This window comes from Ferruginibacter sp. (genome assembly GCF_031391665.1).
Taxonomy (GTDB): Bacteria; Bacteroidota; Bacteroidia; order Chitinophagales; family Chitinophagaceae; genus Ferruginibacter.
Genome location: NZ_JANMUN010000011.1, coordinates 1 through 14716, shown reverse-complemented (window position 1 = coordinate 14716; position 14716 = coordinate 1). Strand labels below are relative to the sequence as shown.

General features: G+C 34.9%; 21 protein-coding genes. 1 reads left to right on the top strand and 20 read right to left on the bottom strand.

Annotated features, from left to right (window positions below; translation table 11 throughout):
• Nucleotides 1-47: 47 nt before the first annotated feature.
• Nucleotides 48-473 carry a hypothetical protein gene (locus tag ACY651_RS00975; RefSeq protein WP_462248783.1) on the bottom strand — a complete coding sequence of 142 codons (426 nt, stop codon included), beginning with the start codon at nt 471-473 and terminating at the stop codon, nt 48-50.
• A gap of 65 nt (nt 474-538) precedes the next feature.
• Complete coding sequence (locus tag ACY651_RS00970; protein ID WP_462248781.1) at nt 539-1096, bottom strand: RNA polymerase sigma factor; 558 nt, start codon at nt 1094-1096, stop codon at nt 539-541.
• An 81-nt stretch (nt 1097-1177) separates the two neighbouring features.
• Here ACY651_RS00970 and ACY651_RS00965 point away from each other — a divergent pair, with 81 nt between their 5' ends.
• The gene (locus ACY651_RS00965) at nt 1178-1924 is read left to right on the top strand and encodes a C40 family peptidase (protein ID WP_462248779.1); all 747 of its coding nucleotides are present in this window, start codon (nt 1178-1180) and stop codon (nt 1922-1924) included.
• Nucleotides 1925-1944: 20 nt separating this feature from the next.
• Here ACY651_RS00965 and ACY651_RS00960 read toward each other — a convergent pair whose 3' ends face one another.
• The 18 genes from ACY651_RS00960 to ACY651_RS00875 all read right to left on the bottom strand — a co-directional run bounded on the left by ACY651_RS00960 (nt 1945) and on the right by ACY651_RS00875 (nt 14541).
• A complete protein-coding gene (locus ACY651_RS00960; protein ID WP_462248777.1) occupies nt 1945-2409 on the bottom strand; it encodes a sulfite exporter TauE/SafE family protein in 465 nt (154 codons plus the stop codon).
• Entirely contained in the window at nt 2406-2945 is a 540-nt protein-coding gene (locus ACY651_RS00955; RefSeq protein ID WP_462220790.1) for an inorganic diphosphatase, read from the bottom strand. The genes ACY651_RS00960 and ACY651_RS00955 overlap by 4 nt, the downstream gene beginning before the upstream one ends.
• A 65-nt stretch (nt 2946-3010) precedes the next feature.
• On the bottom strand, nt 3011-3379 hold the full coding sequence (gene crcB, locus ACY651_RS00950; RefSeq protein ID WP_462248775.1) for a fluoride efflux transporter CrcB: 369 nt from the start codon (nt 3377-3379) through the stop codon (nt 3011-3013).
• 6 nt (nt 3380-3385) lie between these two features.
• Complete coding sequence (locus tag ACY651_RS00945; RefSeq protein WP_462248773.1) at nt 3386-3793, bottom strand: hypothetical protein; 408 nt, start codon at nt 3791-3793, stop codon at nt 3386-3388.
• An 85-nt stretch (nt 3794-3878) separates the two neighbouring features.
• The gene (locus ACY651_RS00940; protein WP_462248771.1) at nt 3879-4484 is read right to left on the bottom strand and encodes a nuclear transport factor 2 family protein; all 606 of its coding nucleotides are present in this window, start codon (nt 4482-4484) and stop codon (nt 3879-3881) included.
• A 60-nt stretch (nt 4485-4544) separates the two neighbouring features.
• Nucleotides 4545-5237, bottom strand: a complete 693-nt coding sequence (locus ACY651_RS00935; RefSeq protein WP_462248769.1) for a C40 family peptidase — start codon at nt 5235-5237, stop codon at nt 4545-4547.
• A 17-nt stretch (nt 5238-5254) separates the two neighbouring features.
• Nucleotides 5255-6232: a PhoH family protein gene (locus ACY651_RS00930; protein WP_462220794.1), complete on the bottom strand. Its 978-nt coding sequence runs from the start codon at nt 6230-6232 to the stop codon at nt 5255-5257.
• Nucleotides 6233-6587: 355 nt separating this feature from the next.
• Nucleotides 6588-7442: a hypothetical protein gene (locus tag ACY651_RS00925; protein WP_462248767.1), complete on the bottom strand. Its 855-nt coding sequence runs from the start codon at nt 7440-7442 to the stop codon at nt 6588-6590.
• A gap of 187 nt (nt 7443-7629) precedes the next feature.
• Nucleotides 7630-7989: a hypothetical protein gene (locus ACY651_RS00920; protein WP_462248765.1), complete on the bottom strand. Its 360-nt coding sequence runs from the start codon at nt 7987-7989 to the stop codon at nt 7630-7632.
• 64 nt (nt 7990-8053) lie between these two features.
• Nucleotides 8054-8635: a Crp/Fnr family transcriptional regulator gene (locus ACY651_RS00915; RefSeq protein ID WP_462248763.1), complete on the bottom strand. Its 582-nt coding sequence runs from the start codon at nt 8633-8635 to the stop codon at nt 8054-8056.
• A 284-nt stretch (nt 8636-8919) separates the two neighbouring features.
• Complete coding sequence (locus tag ACY651_RS00910) at nt 8920-9273, bottom strand: hypothetical protein (RefSeq protein WP_462248761.1); 354 nt, start codon at nt 9271-9273, stop codon at nt 8920-8922.
• A gap of 81 nt (nt 9274-9354) precedes the next feature.
• Entirely contained in the window at nt 9355-9873 is a 519-nt protein-coding gene (locus tag ACY651_RS00905; RefSeq protein ID WP_462248759.1) for a DUF2059 domain-containing protein, read from the bottom strand.
• 354 nt (nt 9874-10227) lie between these two features.
• Nucleotides 10228-10608 carry a hypothetical protein gene (locus ACY651_RS00900; protein WP_462248757.1) on the bottom strand — a complete coding sequence of 127 codons (381 nt, stop codon included), beginning with the start codon at nt 10606-10608 and terminating at the stop codon, nt 10228-10230.
• Between the two features lie 148 nt (nt 10609-10756).
• Nucleotides 10757-12019 carry a serine hydrolase domain-containing protein gene (locus tag ACY651_RS00895; RefSeq protein ID WP_462248755.1) on the bottom strand — a complete coding sequence of 421 codons (1263 nt, stop codon included), beginning with the start codon at nt 12017-12019 and terminating at the stop codon, nt 10757-10759.
• A gap of 360 nt (nt 12020-12379) precedes the next feature.
• Nucleotides 12380-12814 (bottom strand): DUF1801 domain-containing protein, encoded by a 435-nt coding sequence (locus ACY651_RS00890; protein ID WP_462248753.1) that lies wholly within the window; start codon nt 12812-12814, stop codon nt 12380-12382.
• A gap of 98 nt (nt 12815-12912) precedes the next feature.
• On the bottom strand, nt 12913-13413 hold the full coding sequence (locus tag ACY651_RS00885; protein ID WP_462248751.1) for an SRPBCC family protein: 501 nt from the start codon (nt 13411-13413) through the stop codon (nt 12913-12915).
• Nucleotides 13410-13736: an ArsR/SmtB family transcription factor gene (locus tag ACY651_RS00880; protein ID WP_462248749.1), complete on the bottom strand. Its 327-nt coding sequence runs from the start codon at nt 13734-13736 to the stop codon at nt 13410-13412. The genes ACY651_RS00885 and ACY651_RS00880 overlap by 4 nt, the downstream gene beginning before the upstream one ends.
• A gap of 241 nt (nt 13737-13977) precedes the next feature.
• Complete coding sequence (locus ACY651_RS00875; protein ID WP_462248747.1) at nt 13978-14541, bottom strand: VOC family protein; 564 nt, start codon at nt 14539-14541, stop codon at nt 13978-13980.
• Between the last annotated feature and the right edge of the window lie 175 nt (nt 14542-14716).

Genomic DNA, 14716 nt, shown 5'->3' with positions numbered 1-14716 from the left:
CTCAATATTCAATGTTCAACTTTGCAGTATTTGGCTGGTTGGAGGAATTATAAATTGATTACACTGTTTTGACTTATTATAAGGGATGACCCAGTTTTAACAGCAGGTGCTTTATCACCCATGCTTTTTTTAATGATTACATAACAAATAATAGTAAGTATCAGCAAAAGTATTATAGTAAAATACACCCAGGGCTGATCTTTAATTTTACGTTTCTCTTTACGGTTTTTCTTTTTGGCAATTTGTTTTTGCAGTTCCCGGTTTAGTTGCTCTACCGAAATTGGTAATTTTTTTACATTGCTGAATTGTTCCAACCCTTCTACGGCATCATTCATAAATTCATCGTCTGCCATCATTTTTTCCAAATCATGACTGTCCTGTTTTGATAATTGTTTACTGAGGTAATCCATCAGCTTTTGGTTATCAATATCTTTATTGCTGTTGTTTAATATGTTTTTTAAATCATCGCTCATGTATAAATGTCATTGGTCATTAAGTCATATGCTATTTTAAATTATTCATTAATCATTATTCATTACTATTTTCTCTCCATCAAAAGTTTTAAATTCCGCTTCCCGTTTTGTATATGGCTTTTTACCTGCAGCAGCGAAAAATTTGTTTGCTCTGTAATTTCGTGGTAGCTTTTTTTCTCTAAGTAAAACAAAGTTACACATAGTTGCTGCTCTTTGTTCAATTGGGTTAAAGCCTGCGCCATGGCGGTAAGTGCTTTATCTTTTTCAATATAATTATTTTTATCAACAGTTTCATCAGGTGTTGCCAGTAACTGTTCGTTTATTTCGGCGGTGTATTTGCCTTTATCCCTAAGCTTCATCAGGCAGTGGTTTTTTGCCACCATGTACACCCAGCTTTTAAAATAATCTACTTTGTATTTATGCAGTTCGTTAATGGCTTTTAAAAAAACCTGCTGCACGGCATCTTTTGCCTCTTCTTCATTTTTTAAATATTTCATGCAAACACCCAGCAACAGCATGGTGTAGCGTTGCAGTAAAATGCCCAGCCACTCATTATCCTTATCTGCATAAAAACGCTGCAGCAATTCGGTATCATCAATATGTTGGTATTTGCCGTGGCTCAAAATTGGTTACGGTAAGTTTTGTATTATTAAGATGTAAACATAAATGAAATTCCATAATTTAGATAAATTTAAAATTGATTTATGAATTATGCAGTTTGCTGTGTGCCTGTTGCGCCCATTCGTATTGATGCCGATCATAAAAGCGAAATGGTAAGCCAGTTATTATTTGGAGAATGCTGTATTATAAATGATGCAGACACAAAAGGATGGGTTAACATTAGTTGCAAAGCCGACGGCTACGGGGGTTGCTGCCAGGCAGTACATGTGCAGCAAATTACAATGGAAGATTATTACAGCGAGGATGTTATTTTAACTGGTGACTGGACAAACGAAATTAATTTTAATGGTAGCCCAATGCAAATTCCATTGGGCAGTTTAATAAATTTAAAAAATGATTCAATACAGTTTACAGGCAATAAAATAATTACCGGAGAGATAAAAAACGATGCAGCATCAATACAAAAAATTGCTTTTAAATTTTTAAACACCGCCTATTTATGGGGTGGCCGTTCTGTTTTTGGAATTGACTGCAGTGGCTTTGCGCAGGCAGTGTATAAATTTTTAGACATCTCTTTATTACGTGATGCAGATTTACAGGTAACACAGGGAGAAGCAGTAGATTTTTTACAGGTAGGCCAATGCGGTGACCTTGCTTTTTTTGATGACGAGGAAGGTAAGATTGTTCATGTGGGCATTTTATTAAACAGCCACGAAATTATTCATGCATCAGGTAAAGTACGGGTTGATAAAATAGATAACCAGGGAATTGTACATGCAGAAACGGGTGAGCGAACGCATCAGTTGCGAATAATAAAAAGATTTTTTTAAATGGTGTGATAAATATTTATTTAACTGTCGTTGCCTGCAACAGTATTTTCTACAAAACTTTGTTTGCTGCTGGAATGATCATTTTCTTTTTTCTCTTTGTCAAAAAATAACATTTTTACAGCTATTACAATCATAAGCCCGGCAAATATTTTTTTAACTGTTTCCTGCGACAGGCTTAATGCAAACTTGCTGCCGAAATAACTGCCTGCTAAAAAACCAATGGCCAGCATGCCCACCACTTTAAAATCTACATGGCCCTGTTTGTAATATTGCAGCACACCAAAAATACCTACCGGCAGCATTATTAAACCAAGCGAAGTGCCTTGTGCTGTTTTTTGACTAAAGCCAATAAAATAAACTAATGCAGGTACTATAATAATGCCACCACCAACACCCACAAGACCGCCTAAAATACCGGCGGCTATTCCTACCAGTATAATGATGAGAATAGTTTGTATATCCATTTCTTTCTTTTTAATGATCATTTAGGAAAACTTTTTTTATAAAGAACGATTGACTCTTCAATAACTTTATAAGCGGCATTTTTATTTTGAAACTCATCTATTTCCACGACTTTGTTTTCAAGTACTTTATAATTTTCAAAATAATTTCTCAGTACAGCAATAAAATGTTTGGGTAATTCATGCACATCGGTAATATAATTTACACCGGGGTCTTTGGTAGCCACAGCAATTATTTTATCATCTTTTTCGCCGTTATCAATCATTTGCATATTGCCAATAACAGTAGCTTCCACCAAACAAAGCGATTGAATACTTTCGCTGCACATTACTAAAATATCCAGCGGATCGCCATCTTCCCCCAATGTTTGCGGAATAAAACCATAGTTAACAGGGTAGTGGAAAGAAGAATAAATTACCCTGTCGAGCTTTAGCAACCCTGTTTTTTTATCAATCTCATATTTAGCACGGCTGCCCTGCGGAATTTCGATTAAGCCGTTTACAATTTGCGGGGATTTATCACCGTAATGAGCGCCATGCCATGGATGAAGTACATACATATTTTCGATTTTTAGACCTGTCTGCCGACAGGCAGGTTTGCAATTTAGGACAATTGTTAGTTTGTTTATTTACTGCCCGCTGCAATAAAGCCAAGCCATGCTGCAGCAATACCCAGCACAATACTGGAAACAATATAAACCAGTGCAATAAAATATTTTTCGTTTTGTAACAGTGTAATATTCTCCATGGAAAATGCGGAGAAGGTAGTAAAGCCGCCGCAAATGCCTGTAGCCAAAAATAATTTCCAGTTGTTTAAAAACAAATCATCTTTTAAACTTAAAGTAAGCACTGCACCAATAATAAAACTGCCAATTATATTTACTGCAAAAGTGGCTAAAGGAAATTGTTTTACAGTTATTGCAAGATAAAAAGCATAGCGAAGCATAGATCCAATAGCACCACCCAAACCCACTAAAAGAAAATTTTTAAACATTATTGATTATTGATTTTCTGCAAAAGTATATTTTAAATCTACCAGCCATTTACCGTTGCTGCGTATCAGCTTAAGTTTATTCTTCATTTCTTTTTTATAACTGTTACTGTAGTCAACTATTGTGGTGGTATCATTCTGTGGCTCTAAAGAATTAATGATGATGTCAGCATTTTTATATTTTGAAAGTTCAGTTTCGTTTTTTAACTGGTACTGGTGCTGAAAACTTTGGAAATATTGTTGGTTAGTTTCATCATTCAGCAGGTACAGCTTAGCGGTTTTAAAATCATTATCCAGTACTGCCCTAATAAAAGTGGTGGCAACCTCGCTATTGGTAACCGGATTTTTTTTAACCGCATCGGTGCAGGAAAAAATAGTGAAGGCAAGTATAATGGTATAAACGAGTTTTTTAATCATAATTAAAGTTAAACATCTTTGGGTTAAGCAAAAATAAAAAAGCACCCTGAATTTTCAGGATGCTTTTCAGTATTGTTATTTTGAGTTATTTAATGCTGTCACTCATTTTTTTCATAGCCTCTTCTAATTTTTTCATGCTTTCAGGATTATTTTTCTGTATTTCTTTTAATTTATCCATCCCTTCATTCATTTTTTCCTTTAATGAATCCATGTTTATATCTTTCATTTTTTCTAATCCGCTGTTAAGGCTGTCCAAAGCACCGGTCATTCCTTTCTCTTTCATTTTTTCTGCAGCCATTTGTGTCATCCATCCTTTGTCAAAGGCCACTTTCCAGTCGCCGCTTTCTTTTCTTAAAACAAAATTAACTGCTTCACCTTTATCTTTATCCTTTACTTCAATTGTTGCTTTATCACCTTCAATTTTGGCATCACCAATAATCATTTTGTCTTTTTCAAAATTCATATCATTACTGGCTTTTTTATCTTTATCCATATTCATGCCCATTTCCATCAGGCTAAACATTGATTCGCTTTCTTTTGTGGCTAATTTTTTTGCTGCAGCTATATCTTTTTTACTCATGGCTTCAAAAAAAGCCATCAATACAGTTTTGGGATCGCCACCACCTGCACCACTGCAGCCTGCAAATAATAAAGCTGCAACTACAGTTACGGCTACTAACATTTTTTTCATAAATAATAATTTAGTTGTTTTAGGCTTCAAAAGTAATTTTATTTTTCAGTTTTCAAACTATTATTGGTATAATATATTTTTTTTGGGGCTGCATAAATCCTGCATAAACAAATCATCCACGCCAATAAAACTAAATTTTTCAATGTGGCTGGTATTAAATTTTAGTTTACCATCGGTACCCATTACATAAGCTTTGTACACAAACTCGGCGCAATACATACGGTCGTTGGTTTGCAGGTCAAATTTCATATCGAACATAATGCCTGATGCACACAATTGTTTTACTTTGACAATCAGATTTTTTATTTCACCTGGCAAAAGTTGGTACTGATAAATACCAATGCCCCTGTTACTGTAAGGTTCTGCAAAATCTTCAAAAGTATCACGGCGTATTTTCTGGTCGGGGTTCCATTCTCCCCCCAACGCATGATAAACAAAAACGGTATCGTTTTCAATACTGGCAATACCACAGTGAGAATACCTTTTATCACGCCGGTTAAGGCTGCGTAAACTCTCGCTGGTAAAATCATTGCCAGTTCTTACAATTAAATCGCCGGTTGCAATTATTTTTTTTGCAGAATCAATTTGCAAAAAAGCACTTGCTATTTTCTGTAATTTTTTTAACGAATCTTCTTTATTAACAGGCAATATGTTTTCTGTAGTTGTATTACTGCAGGCAAAGCATAAAAAAATGAGGCAGCAGATAAGCCACCCCATTATATAGGTCGGGTTAGTATTTCTTAAAAAAGTCATTAAGCCAAAGCTACTAACTACTTTTTATTTTCATCAGTTATTCTAACATCATCTTTATTGTACGCCTTAATAATAGATTTAACTAAACGGTGCCTTACCACATCTTCTTCATCCAGTTCAATATGTGCAATGCCTTCAATATTTTTTAAAATACGGGTGGCTTTAAACAAACCGCTCTGCTGATTTTTTGGTAAATCAATTTGCGTAGGGTCGCCGGTAATAATGGCTTTTGCATTAGGGCCAATACGTGTTAAAAACATTTTTATCTGCAGGTCGTTGGTGTTTTGTGCTTCATCTAAAATAATAAAAGCATTATCCAGTGTACGGCCCCTCATGTACGCCAGCGGTGCAATTTCTATTGTACGTGTCGTCATGTAATAACCCAATTTATCTGCAGGTATCATGTCATCCAGTGCATCGTACAACGGCCTTAAGTACGGGTCAATTTTTTCTTTTAAATCGCCGGGTAAAAAACCAAGGCTTTCGCCGGCTTCCACTGCAGGCCTTGTTAAAATAATTTTTTTAACCGATTTATTTTTTAATGCTCTTACCGCTAATGCAACAGCGGTATAAGTTTTACCTGTACCGGCAGGGCCAATAGCAAATAAAATATCATTTTTATCGCAGGCTTCCACCATCCGTTTTTGATTGGCCGTACGTGCCCTAACCGTTTTACCATTGGGGCCAAACACCAAAACATCATTGGGGTTGCGGTCCATAAAATTATCAATAACTTTTTCATCATCGCCGCCTAAAATTTGTTCAAAATAATTGGCGCTCATGTGGCCGTTACGTTCCAGGTACTGCAGTACCAGATCGATTTTTTCTTTTGCTCCTTCAATTTGTTCGGGGGCGCCGCTTAGTTTAATTTGTGTGCCGCGGCTGAGAATTTTTACGAGAGGGAATTTCTTTTTTAAGATGTCTAACTTTCCGTTGTTTACGCCAAAAAATTCAATGGGGTTAACGGTTTCAAGATTGATGATCGTTTCTGTCAATGGTTTTCAGTTTTACGCACTGTTTCTGTTGTTGTAAAAATCTCAACCAAACATAGCAGCACTTTGTTAACAAAAATTTTTGCGTTGGTACTTCTAAACTTGCTTTTCAAATTTAACGAATAACAATCGATAGATACCAATTTAATTTATCAACAGTATGTTAATTATTAACGAAAAGAAAAATGATTTGGTATTTGAAAATTGAAATTAATGAGGAGAATTTTGTGAAAGGATAAAGACAGTTGTACTGAAATGCAGTAATATTTTTTTGAAGAAAACATTTGTATACTTATGAGGTTGCTGGGTTTATCCTGAGTTAGCAAATTTGAGAAAGATAAAATGTATGCAGGGAAAACTACAGTTCTTTCACCATCCAATGTTTTCGGTATTTGTTTTTTAAATTCAAAAGCTGTTTTTTTTTCTCGATTTGGTCCAGCTCAAGTTCATAATTATAAACTTGCAAAGGAATTGAGGTTGGATAAAATTGTAAAGACATTTTAAAATGTTTCCTGGCATCTTCTACCATACCTGCACTTTGTAAAGCTTCTCCCATATATATGTAAACTAATGCCGGTATCCTGTTGTAAAGCTTTAAGCACTCTACCGATAATGATTGCATAAGCGGGATACAGATTTTTGAAGGTGCTTGCTTTCCCTTTGAAGCAGTCTCTGTTATTATGGTTTGATAACTGTCAAATAATAAAGCAATATGCCTGTTAGCCAGAGAGGTGTCAATTTGATACGATTGATATTCTTTCAAGGTTTTTTCGTCAAGTTCATTGTCATTTGCCTGCATCGTCTTCTCGTATAAGTTGTCAAGAAGGAAAATGATTTTTTTATCTTTAGCCAGTATTTTAGTTTTATTTTTTACAACCCATAATGGAAGCATAAAGAAATCCGATGACCTACTTAATGTTGAATTTCCTTCTGTATCAAAATTAAAAGAAACAGGTTCAGCTACATTGTAAATTCCAATTAGTGTTGTGTCTTTTAAGGCAATAAAAAGAAATTTATTTTCAAGAGCATTTTGTTTTTCTCCAATTAATAAAATGGTTGAGCCTTCAACCCAACCTGTAAAATTTGGTGCTTCAAAAAAATAAGGTTTGATGATTTTTTGAAACTCATTTTTTAAATTTTCAATCCCTTTATTTGTTTGTGCATTGCAACTTGCAGTCAAATAAAGAGCCAGCACTAAAAATATATATCTCATAGTTCCACTAAAGTTTTAGAGATTTAGGAATTGATTGAAAACAACGAAAGTTTGTGAAAAGACCTTACCGTATCTCTAAATATACACACAATATTAATGAACACAAAGAGGATATAATTTTGTTGAAAAAAAAGAATGCAAATAAATGCCGCAGGCAGCGCCATCAGGCATACATTACTGCTTTACATTACCCTTCAGCATGAGGCACATCTTCTATCCGGTAATAAATTTTTAATCCTCTTTCTTTTGCAATTCGTACATCTTCATCTGCACCTTTAGAGGCACCTTCCAACCGCAACACCGCATCGCATTTTAAAAGTAAACGGTGAGCAACAGGGTACAATATTTCTTCGTAAGCAGCATCACCAGGCTTTGTTGATCCGGCAAGATGCAATAATGGCAATGCAACCCACTCGCCAATCATAGGTATATGCCCCAGCCTGAACAGTGGCAGTGCCGCAGCTTCTAATTTACTTAGGTTTTGCTGCATTAATTGTGGGTTGTCGTTTGTGCCGCTGCGGTACGGACCTGCAATAAGTATTAACATAATGTATATTTTTTTACAAAGAAAATAAATGAATAGGAGAAAAAAATTAAGGTAGCTTAAGAAATTACTTTTTTGTTTTTACTGCACGTATGCTGCTTAAAAATTCTGGCGTAATGCCTAAGTAAGATGCAATTTGTTTTTGCGTAACCTGCTGAGCAATTTGCGGATATTTAACCATAAAATTATTATACCGTTCTTCAGCTGTAAGCGAAAGGCTTTCAATCACCCTTAGCTGCTCCCTTATGTAAGCGTTCTGCATAATTATCCTGAAAAATTTTTCAAACTTGGGGATGTTGTGGTAAAGTGTATCTAAATCTTTTTTTTGCAATTGAAAAATTTCGCTGTGCTCCACTGCCTGAATAGTGAGCATGGCTGGTAACTGGTTAATAAAGCAATACATATCTGTTACCCACCAATCTGCCACTGCAAACATAATGGTGGATTCTTTGCCTGCTTTGTCAATATAAAATGCTCTTAACGTTCCGGCATTAACAAAACTTATATTCTTACAAACCTGTCCTTCTTTTAAAATAAAATCTTTTTTTGCAACCTGCTGCCGTTTTAAAAACGAAACAAAATAATTTATTTCTTCTTTATTAAGAGCAATATGTTTAGCAATATTATTTAAAATAAGTTCTTCTGCCACTAATTGATTTTTGTAAAGTTAAAATATTTTTGAACCGGCCTCATAGCATGTAAATAAACAAATGTGCTAAAACTCATAGGGTGTAATATTAGTTTGTATGGAGATAGGATAAACTTAATGACATTGGACTTAAATTAATTGCATGTTCTTTGGTCTCAAGCCTACCATTTTGCTAAACTGTTCTCTCTTGCGGCCAGCTTTTGTAAACTCCTTCTGTAACAATGCTGGTAAAGTAATAATAATTCCGCTTTGTTTCAACTTAAATTTTCTGATAATGTCTTTCATTACTTATACCGTTTGTTATAAAATAAGCCACCCAAAATTGATACAGGTGCAAAGATAAAAATTGCCAAAATTTGTGTCCAGTGATTTCCGGCTGTTTTGATAAATGAAAATGCAGCAAATCCTGCAATGATAAAAGCAAGTACAAAATTTATTTTCAAATTTTTTGTTCTTGCAATAAGTTGGGTAACAAGTCTGCTAAAGAATGAAAATAGCATTCCATATATTGCAGTTAAGATGATAAAAAATGTTGTAGGGTCGGAATGAGGATCTTGCCCTGAAAGTTTGAAAAGTGCAAGAGATGTTGCAACAAAAATTGCATAGCCTGCAATAACACGTAAAAATTTTCTTATCATATTTTGCCGTCTATTTATTGTTATGTATAATAACCGCTAACCTTGTTGGCCGATGTATTTTCTACTCACTGGTATTTGTTTTTATTTTTTCTGCAGTTGTGTATAAATCTCTTTTATCATTTCTGCTGCTCTAAGCGATTGCATCATAACAACGGGAAAGTTGGTTGCCATTTTTTGCCCTGCTGATGTTTTGTAAAACTTTACCAGCTGTTTTAGTTCTCCATAGGTAAATTGACGTCTGTAAATCCAGACCATAGCATTGTCCAGCCATTTTTTACCATCACCCGATTTAAAAAAGATTGATACTTTGTCTAACTCAGCCGTTGGAATTTCGTTTTTTTGGCGGTCTTCCTGAATTTTAAAATCAATCGCTTCATTGATGTTAAAGCCACCCCGAAGATTTCTTAATTCTATTATTTTTTTGGTAGTCTTATCATCTGGCGCAGCAGTTGTATCCAGTTGAAACTCTTTCATATTTTTTTCAATTCTCTGATAAATGCCCGAAGCCATTTTATTTGCCACTGTGTCTGCCTGCGAATAGCCAGTAAAAGTTAAAAGACAGAAGAGGGTAGTTATACAAGTGAGCCTGGTTATGTACATATATTTAGAGTGTTAGTTTTAATGCAGTAGCTAAAAGCAGTTTGTGAAAAAATATTACTGCCGTGTTATAAATATACACACAATGTTAAAGAGAACAAAGGTTGTGAAATTTTTGTGGTAAAAAAGCATGCAATACATGGTATGCTGGTGAAGATAAAACGGCTTGCAAAAAAGTGGGCAGTAAATTATTTTTGTAAAACGAAAAAACTCTGGCGAAGGTGTGAGGTAAATAAAATATAAAACATTGTTTGTCTGTTGCTTTTACACAAGTTGACGGGCACAAAGGAAATTAATAATTTTATACTGCTCACTCCAAAGGCTATATATACATTGGTTGTGTGTTATACTCAAATATTATCTTCTCTTATTTATTGCAAATATCAATGCCGAAGAAATAATACACATTACTATAGCACCAACGATAAGCGAATTTTCTTTTTGCAAAATTCCAATAATGAGGTCGCCAACCATCATTACTAAAAAGAAAATATATGCAATTGTAAGCATAGGAATTGATTTTTTAAATGTTGCAAAACCAAAGATAAAACCAAGGGCAAACTGTCGGGTAGCCCACATACAAATTAAGTAGTCAACACCTTTTGCGTTAAGGTCAACTGTTTCCAAAACCGATTGCGGCGAAAAGCATAATGATAAACTTACCATAAGTTCGAGTAATGCTACAAGTGCTGATACTATAAGTATCCATTTTGGTAATGATTTTTGTCCTTCTGTCATAATTTAAGTTTTTTTTTCTTGTTTTTTGTCGCCGGTTTGATGTTTACACTTATGGTCGATACAATGATAGCTTACGGTCAGTTCTTGCGTTATTTTGGAATTAGTATTCCGACAGTTGTGACTGAAGCTCAACTGAAATAACCCGTTTTTATTTCAAACTTCCATAAATAACGTTTACGATTTTATCTGCATAATCATAGTGAGAATTGGGGTTTTGCTGCGTCATAATTAAGCAAATAAGTTTTTCTTTTGGATCGGCCCAATACGTTGTACCATAATATCCTCCCCAGGCAAATGAACCTTCACTCAGCATTTTTAAATTAGCAGATTTTTTGGATGTTAATGCAAACCCAAGGCTAAAGTTGTCATCCCCAAATAAATTATCAGCCAACTGAGGGCTTAACATCAGTTCAACAGTACGCCTTCCCAAAATTTGTTTGCCATTGTAGCTGCCTTTATTCAACAGCATTTGAAGAAAAATGGAATAATCAAATGCTGTTGAAGACAAACCTGCCCCGCCTGAAAAATAGCTTTTAGGAATGAGCGGATACTTTGGGTCTATATCTCTAAAACTGGGCGACCACTCAATAATTTTTTGATCTTTATCTTCAGTATATACGGTTGCAAGTCTGGAGGCTTTTGTTGCCGGAACATTGAAGTAAGAATCCTTCATGCCAAGCGGTTCAAAAATATGCTTACGGCAATAAGTTTCTAATGACTCTCCACTTATTATTTCAATAAGGCATCCCAGTAAATCAGTATTTAAACCATAGGTAAACCGCTCACCCGGATTATGAAGCAACGGCAACGCTCCCAATGCCTTCATTTTAGATAACAGGCTTTCATTAAAATATCCTAATCCGGATGGAATATTATTTTTAGCATAAACAGCCTGCATGGTATCATTACCAATGGCAGGATAATCAATACCTGATGTGTGTGTTAATAAATCCCGGAATGTAATTTCTCGTTTAGCCGGGGTAGTGGTAAAGCCTGAATCTGCAGCATTAAAACTTTTGATCAGTTTTGGGTTTTTAAACTCTGAAATAAAATCGGAAATATTCTGGTCAAGGCCCAACTGCCCCCGTTCAAATAACTGCATTATTCCCAAACTTGTAATGGCTTTGGTTTGGCTCGCTATTCTGAAAATAGCATCAGCCTGCATTGGTTTTTTAGCAGAAAGATTTGAGTATCCATGTCCTTTGTAATACACTACCTGGTTGTCTTTTACAATAATTACAACATCACCTGCTAACCAGTTTTTATCTTCATAGTATTTCAATATGGTATCAATTTGAGCCAGGCGTTCATAATTAACGCCGCTATGCTTTACTATGGTTGGCGAAAGGGTTTGCGCAATGGCAGTTTGTAAAGTAAAAAAGACAAGAAAGATGGGGAGTATTTTTTTCATGTTGTAAACTATTTATTAATTAAGTGTGCTGTTAAAATTCCGGACAATGTTATTAAGTTAAGTTGCTTACGGTGCCTTTTTATTGGAACGCAGATTTTTATGATGATTATGATAAGTTATGATCTATCGGCAAAAATATTATTTATCATAAAAATCTGCGTTCTAAATAAGCATAAATTATTCGACAATTATTTTTCTCAGGATATTTTATTTTTAATCAAAGTCCACCATCCATTGAACACCCAATTTGTCTGCAAACATTCCAAAGTAATAACCCAAAGGGCAGTAGGTAATTGGCATTTCAATTTTCCTCCTGCTGAAGGCCGATGAATAATGTTTTTTTTTAATTATTTCATCACCTCAGCTTTTTTCATTCGTAGCCTCAACCCCATATCGTATTGCCGCTTCAAGTATATCAATGTTTATATCTTTCAGCGTTTTAAACTTAATGCAATACCCGGTTACACTTGCCTTGCCGATTTTTTTTCCATAGGTTTGGGCTAAGTATTTCTTATCCTTGATACCCATGATATAGACAGAGATTCCGGTTGTGTTTGCGCTTAAACCAATTTGATAAAACTGCCTGGTTGTTCCATCAGTATATTTTATGGTGTAAAACCCATATCCTATATTAGGGTTAGCAACAGTTTTACCTTTATCGTCTCTGCCGTCTAAGAACCATAATTTACATTTTGGCAATACCTGAAGTATCTGCTGATGCAACACTTGCATTTCGCTGCGTTTTGGTTCAGGTTGGCTACTGATATACTTTTTGATTTGTTCTTGTACTTTCATATAAATATAAAATTACGGGTGCTTACTTTACCTTTTCAAATCTCGCCATATTTTTACTCAATGTGATTGTATGTTTTCTTTTTATCCTTCGACTTCGCTCAGGACCGTTTTGATAAAGTTGCCAATAATTCTTCCAGGTTTTTCAATGTCGCACTAAATCCTTCTTTAAAGCCCATTTCAATCATCTTCTCCATTCGCTCAAGAGATTCATTATAAATAGTAACACTCACTTTTGTCGTTCCGTTTTGTTCGCTGAAAGTAAGGTCCCATTCAGAACCCGGCAGTGCAGGGTTTTCATTTGCGTCTGCAAAAGCATTTAAAAATTTGAAATTGGTTTTCGGAGTGATAGAAGAATATTTCTGAACAGACCAATGCTCTTGTCCTTCGGGGCTTACCATAGCATAAAATCTTCGTCCGCCAACTTCAAAATTCATCACTTTTGTTTTTGATGCCCAGGGTTTAGGTGCCCACCATTGGTCAAGAATTTCGGGTTTAGTAAAAGCATCCCATACCAACGACAGGTCTGCATCAAATTCCCTGTTTATAAATGCAGTCTTCGTTGATTTGTCAACGGTAAAATCAAATAGTAAATCGCTCATTTTTTTTGTTTTTTAATTGTTGATAATACTTTGTCAAGTTGATTAAATCGGGTCTCCCAGATTTTTCTGAACTGGTCAATCCATTTATCAATCTCTTTCATTTTTTCAATTTCAAGTGTGTAATAAATTTCTCTGCCCGAAACCTCTTGTTTTACTAACTCACATTCAGTTAATATTTTTATATGTTTTGATACTGCCTGCCGGCTTGTGTTAAAATGTTCGGCAAGTGCATTTGGTGTCATTGCCTGTATAGCAATAAGCACAATAATTGCCCGTCTTGTGGGGTCGGCAATGGCTTGAAAAATGTCTCTTCTTATTTCCATATTTAAATTATTTGCAACTAAGTGGTTGCAAATATATGTGCAATTATATGGTTGCGCAAATTTTTTGTGAACTTTTTTTGTGTAACTGAAAATGTGAGAAAGTTTCAAATGGTAAGGTGTTGTGTACAATTGGCTTATGTTTATTTGTCAAGCCACGCTTGCACCAATCCTGGTATGGGCAGTTTTAATTCTTATTCGTATCCAAATTCTGACTTGTTCTTCTAAGCCGATATTATTTAGTTCATTTAAGTTCTGAAAGTATCAATTTTTTCTGATTCAATGTATTCTTCATTGCTTTTTCCCTTACTTTAGGGTCATCGCTATGTATTAATTCAAAATATTCAGTTGGTACAACTTGCCAGGATAATCCATATTTATCTTTACACCATCCACAAGATCCTTCTTCACCACCATTAGCAGTAAGAGCCTCCCAATAATAATCCGTTTCAGCCTGGTCTTTTGTATTGATAACAAAAGAAACCGATTCATTAAATTTGAATAGTGGGCCAGCAGCTAATATACTAAACTCTATTCCTGCTATTTCAATTACAGCAGTTTCTATACCTGCATCATTTCCACTTTCGTCACTATCGAACTTGCGAAAATCTTTCAACTTACCATCTTTGAAAATGGATATGTAGTAATCTGCCACAGCTTTGGCATCTTTCTCCACCCACAAATAGGGTGTAATTTTTTGAATTGTATCAGTCATTGTTTTGGGTTTTTTATTGTTAAAACAAGATGTTGTTAAGGTTGATACCGCAAGTATAGTTGCAGTCCAAAAGATAATTCTAAGCTTCTTCATTTTTTATTTGTTAAAATTATTAATACGTTCGTCAATTCGTTTAGTGTTACTGTTGCACAGGGAGATATTGGACTCTCTTGTATTTTAACAAAAATTGACAACCAGTATTATATCTGTAAAATGTACGATTGGAGCTTTCATGAAGAGTTTACCTTTGGCGGCAAGTATATTTTAC

Excerpts from the sequence above, each read along its gene's own strand:
- ACY651_RS00975 (WP_462248783.1), bottom strand. The coding sequence starts at position 473 with ATGAGCGATGATTTAAAAAACATATTAAACAACAGCAATAAAGATATT.
- ACY651_RS00965 (WP_462248779.1), top strand. The coding sequence starts at position 1,178 with ATGAATTATGCAGTTTGCTGTGTGCCTGTTGCGCCCATTCGTATTGAT.
- ACY651_RS00960 (WP_462248777.1), bottom strand. The coding sequence starts at position 2,409 with ATGATCATTAAAAAGAAAGAAATGGATATACAAACTATTCTCATCATT.
- ACY651_RS00955 (WP_462220790.1), bottom strand. The coding sequence starts at position 2,945 with ATGTATGTACTTCATCCATGGCATGGCGCTCATTACGGTGATAAATCC.
- crcB (WP_462248775.1), bottom strand. The coding sequence starts at position 3,379 with ATGTTTAAAAATTTTCTTTTAGTGGGTTTGGGTGGTGCTATTGGATCT.
- ACY651_RS00945 (WP_462248773.1), bottom strand. The coding sequence starts at position 3,793 with ATGATTAAAAAACTCGTTTATACCATTATACTTGCCTTCACTATTTTT.
- ACY651_RS00940 (WP_462248771.1), bottom strand. The coding sequence starts at position 4,484 with ATGAAAAAAATGTTAGTAGCCGTAACTGTAGTTGCAGCTTTATTATTT.
- ACY651_RS00935 (WP_462248769.1), bottom strand. The coding sequence starts at position 5,237 with ATGACTTTTTTAAGAAATACTAACCCGACCTATATAATGGGGTGGCTT.
- ACY651_RS00925 (WP_462248767.1), bottom strand. The coding sequence starts at position 7,442 with ATGAGATATATATTTTTAGTGCTGGCTCTTTATTTGACTGCAAGTTGC.
- ACY651_RS00920 (WP_462248765.1), bottom strand. The coding sequence starts at position 7,989 with ATGTTAATACTTATTGCAGGTCCGTACCGCAGCGGCACAAACGACAAC.
- ACY651_RS00910 (WP_462248761.1), bottom strand. The coding sequence starts at position 9,273 with ATGATAAGAAAATTTTTACGTGTTATTGCAGGCTATGCAATTTTTGTT.
- ACY651_RS00905 (WP_462248759.1), bottom strand. The coding sequence starts at position 9,873 with ATGTACATAACCAGGCTCACTTGTATAACTACCCTCTTCTGTCTTTTA.
- ACY651_RS00900 (WP_462248757.1), bottom strand. The coding sequence starts at position 10,608 with ATGACAGAAGGACAAAAATCATTACCAAAATGGATACTTATAGTATCA.
- ACY651_RS00895 (WP_462248755.1), bottom strand. The coding sequence starts at position 12,019 with ATGAAAAAAATACTCCCCATCTTTCTTGTCTTTTTTACTTTACAAACT.
- ACY651_RS00890 (WP_462248753.1), bottom strand. The coding sequence starts at position 12,814 with ATGAAAGTACAAGAACAAATCAAAAAGTATATCAGTAGCCAACCTGAA.
- ACY651_RS00885 (WP_462248751.1), bottom strand. The coding sequence starts at position 13,413 with ATGAGCGATTTACTATTTGATTTTACCGTTGACAAATCAACGAAGACT.
- ACY651_RS00880 (WP_462248749.1), bottom strand. The coding sequence starts at position 13,736 with ATGGAAATAAGAAGAGACATTTTTCAAGCCATTGCCGACCCCACAAGA.
- ACY651_RS00875 (WP_462248747.1), bottom strand. The coding sequence starts at position 14,541 with ATGAAGAAGCTTAGAATTATCTTTTGGACTGCAACTATACTTGCGGTA.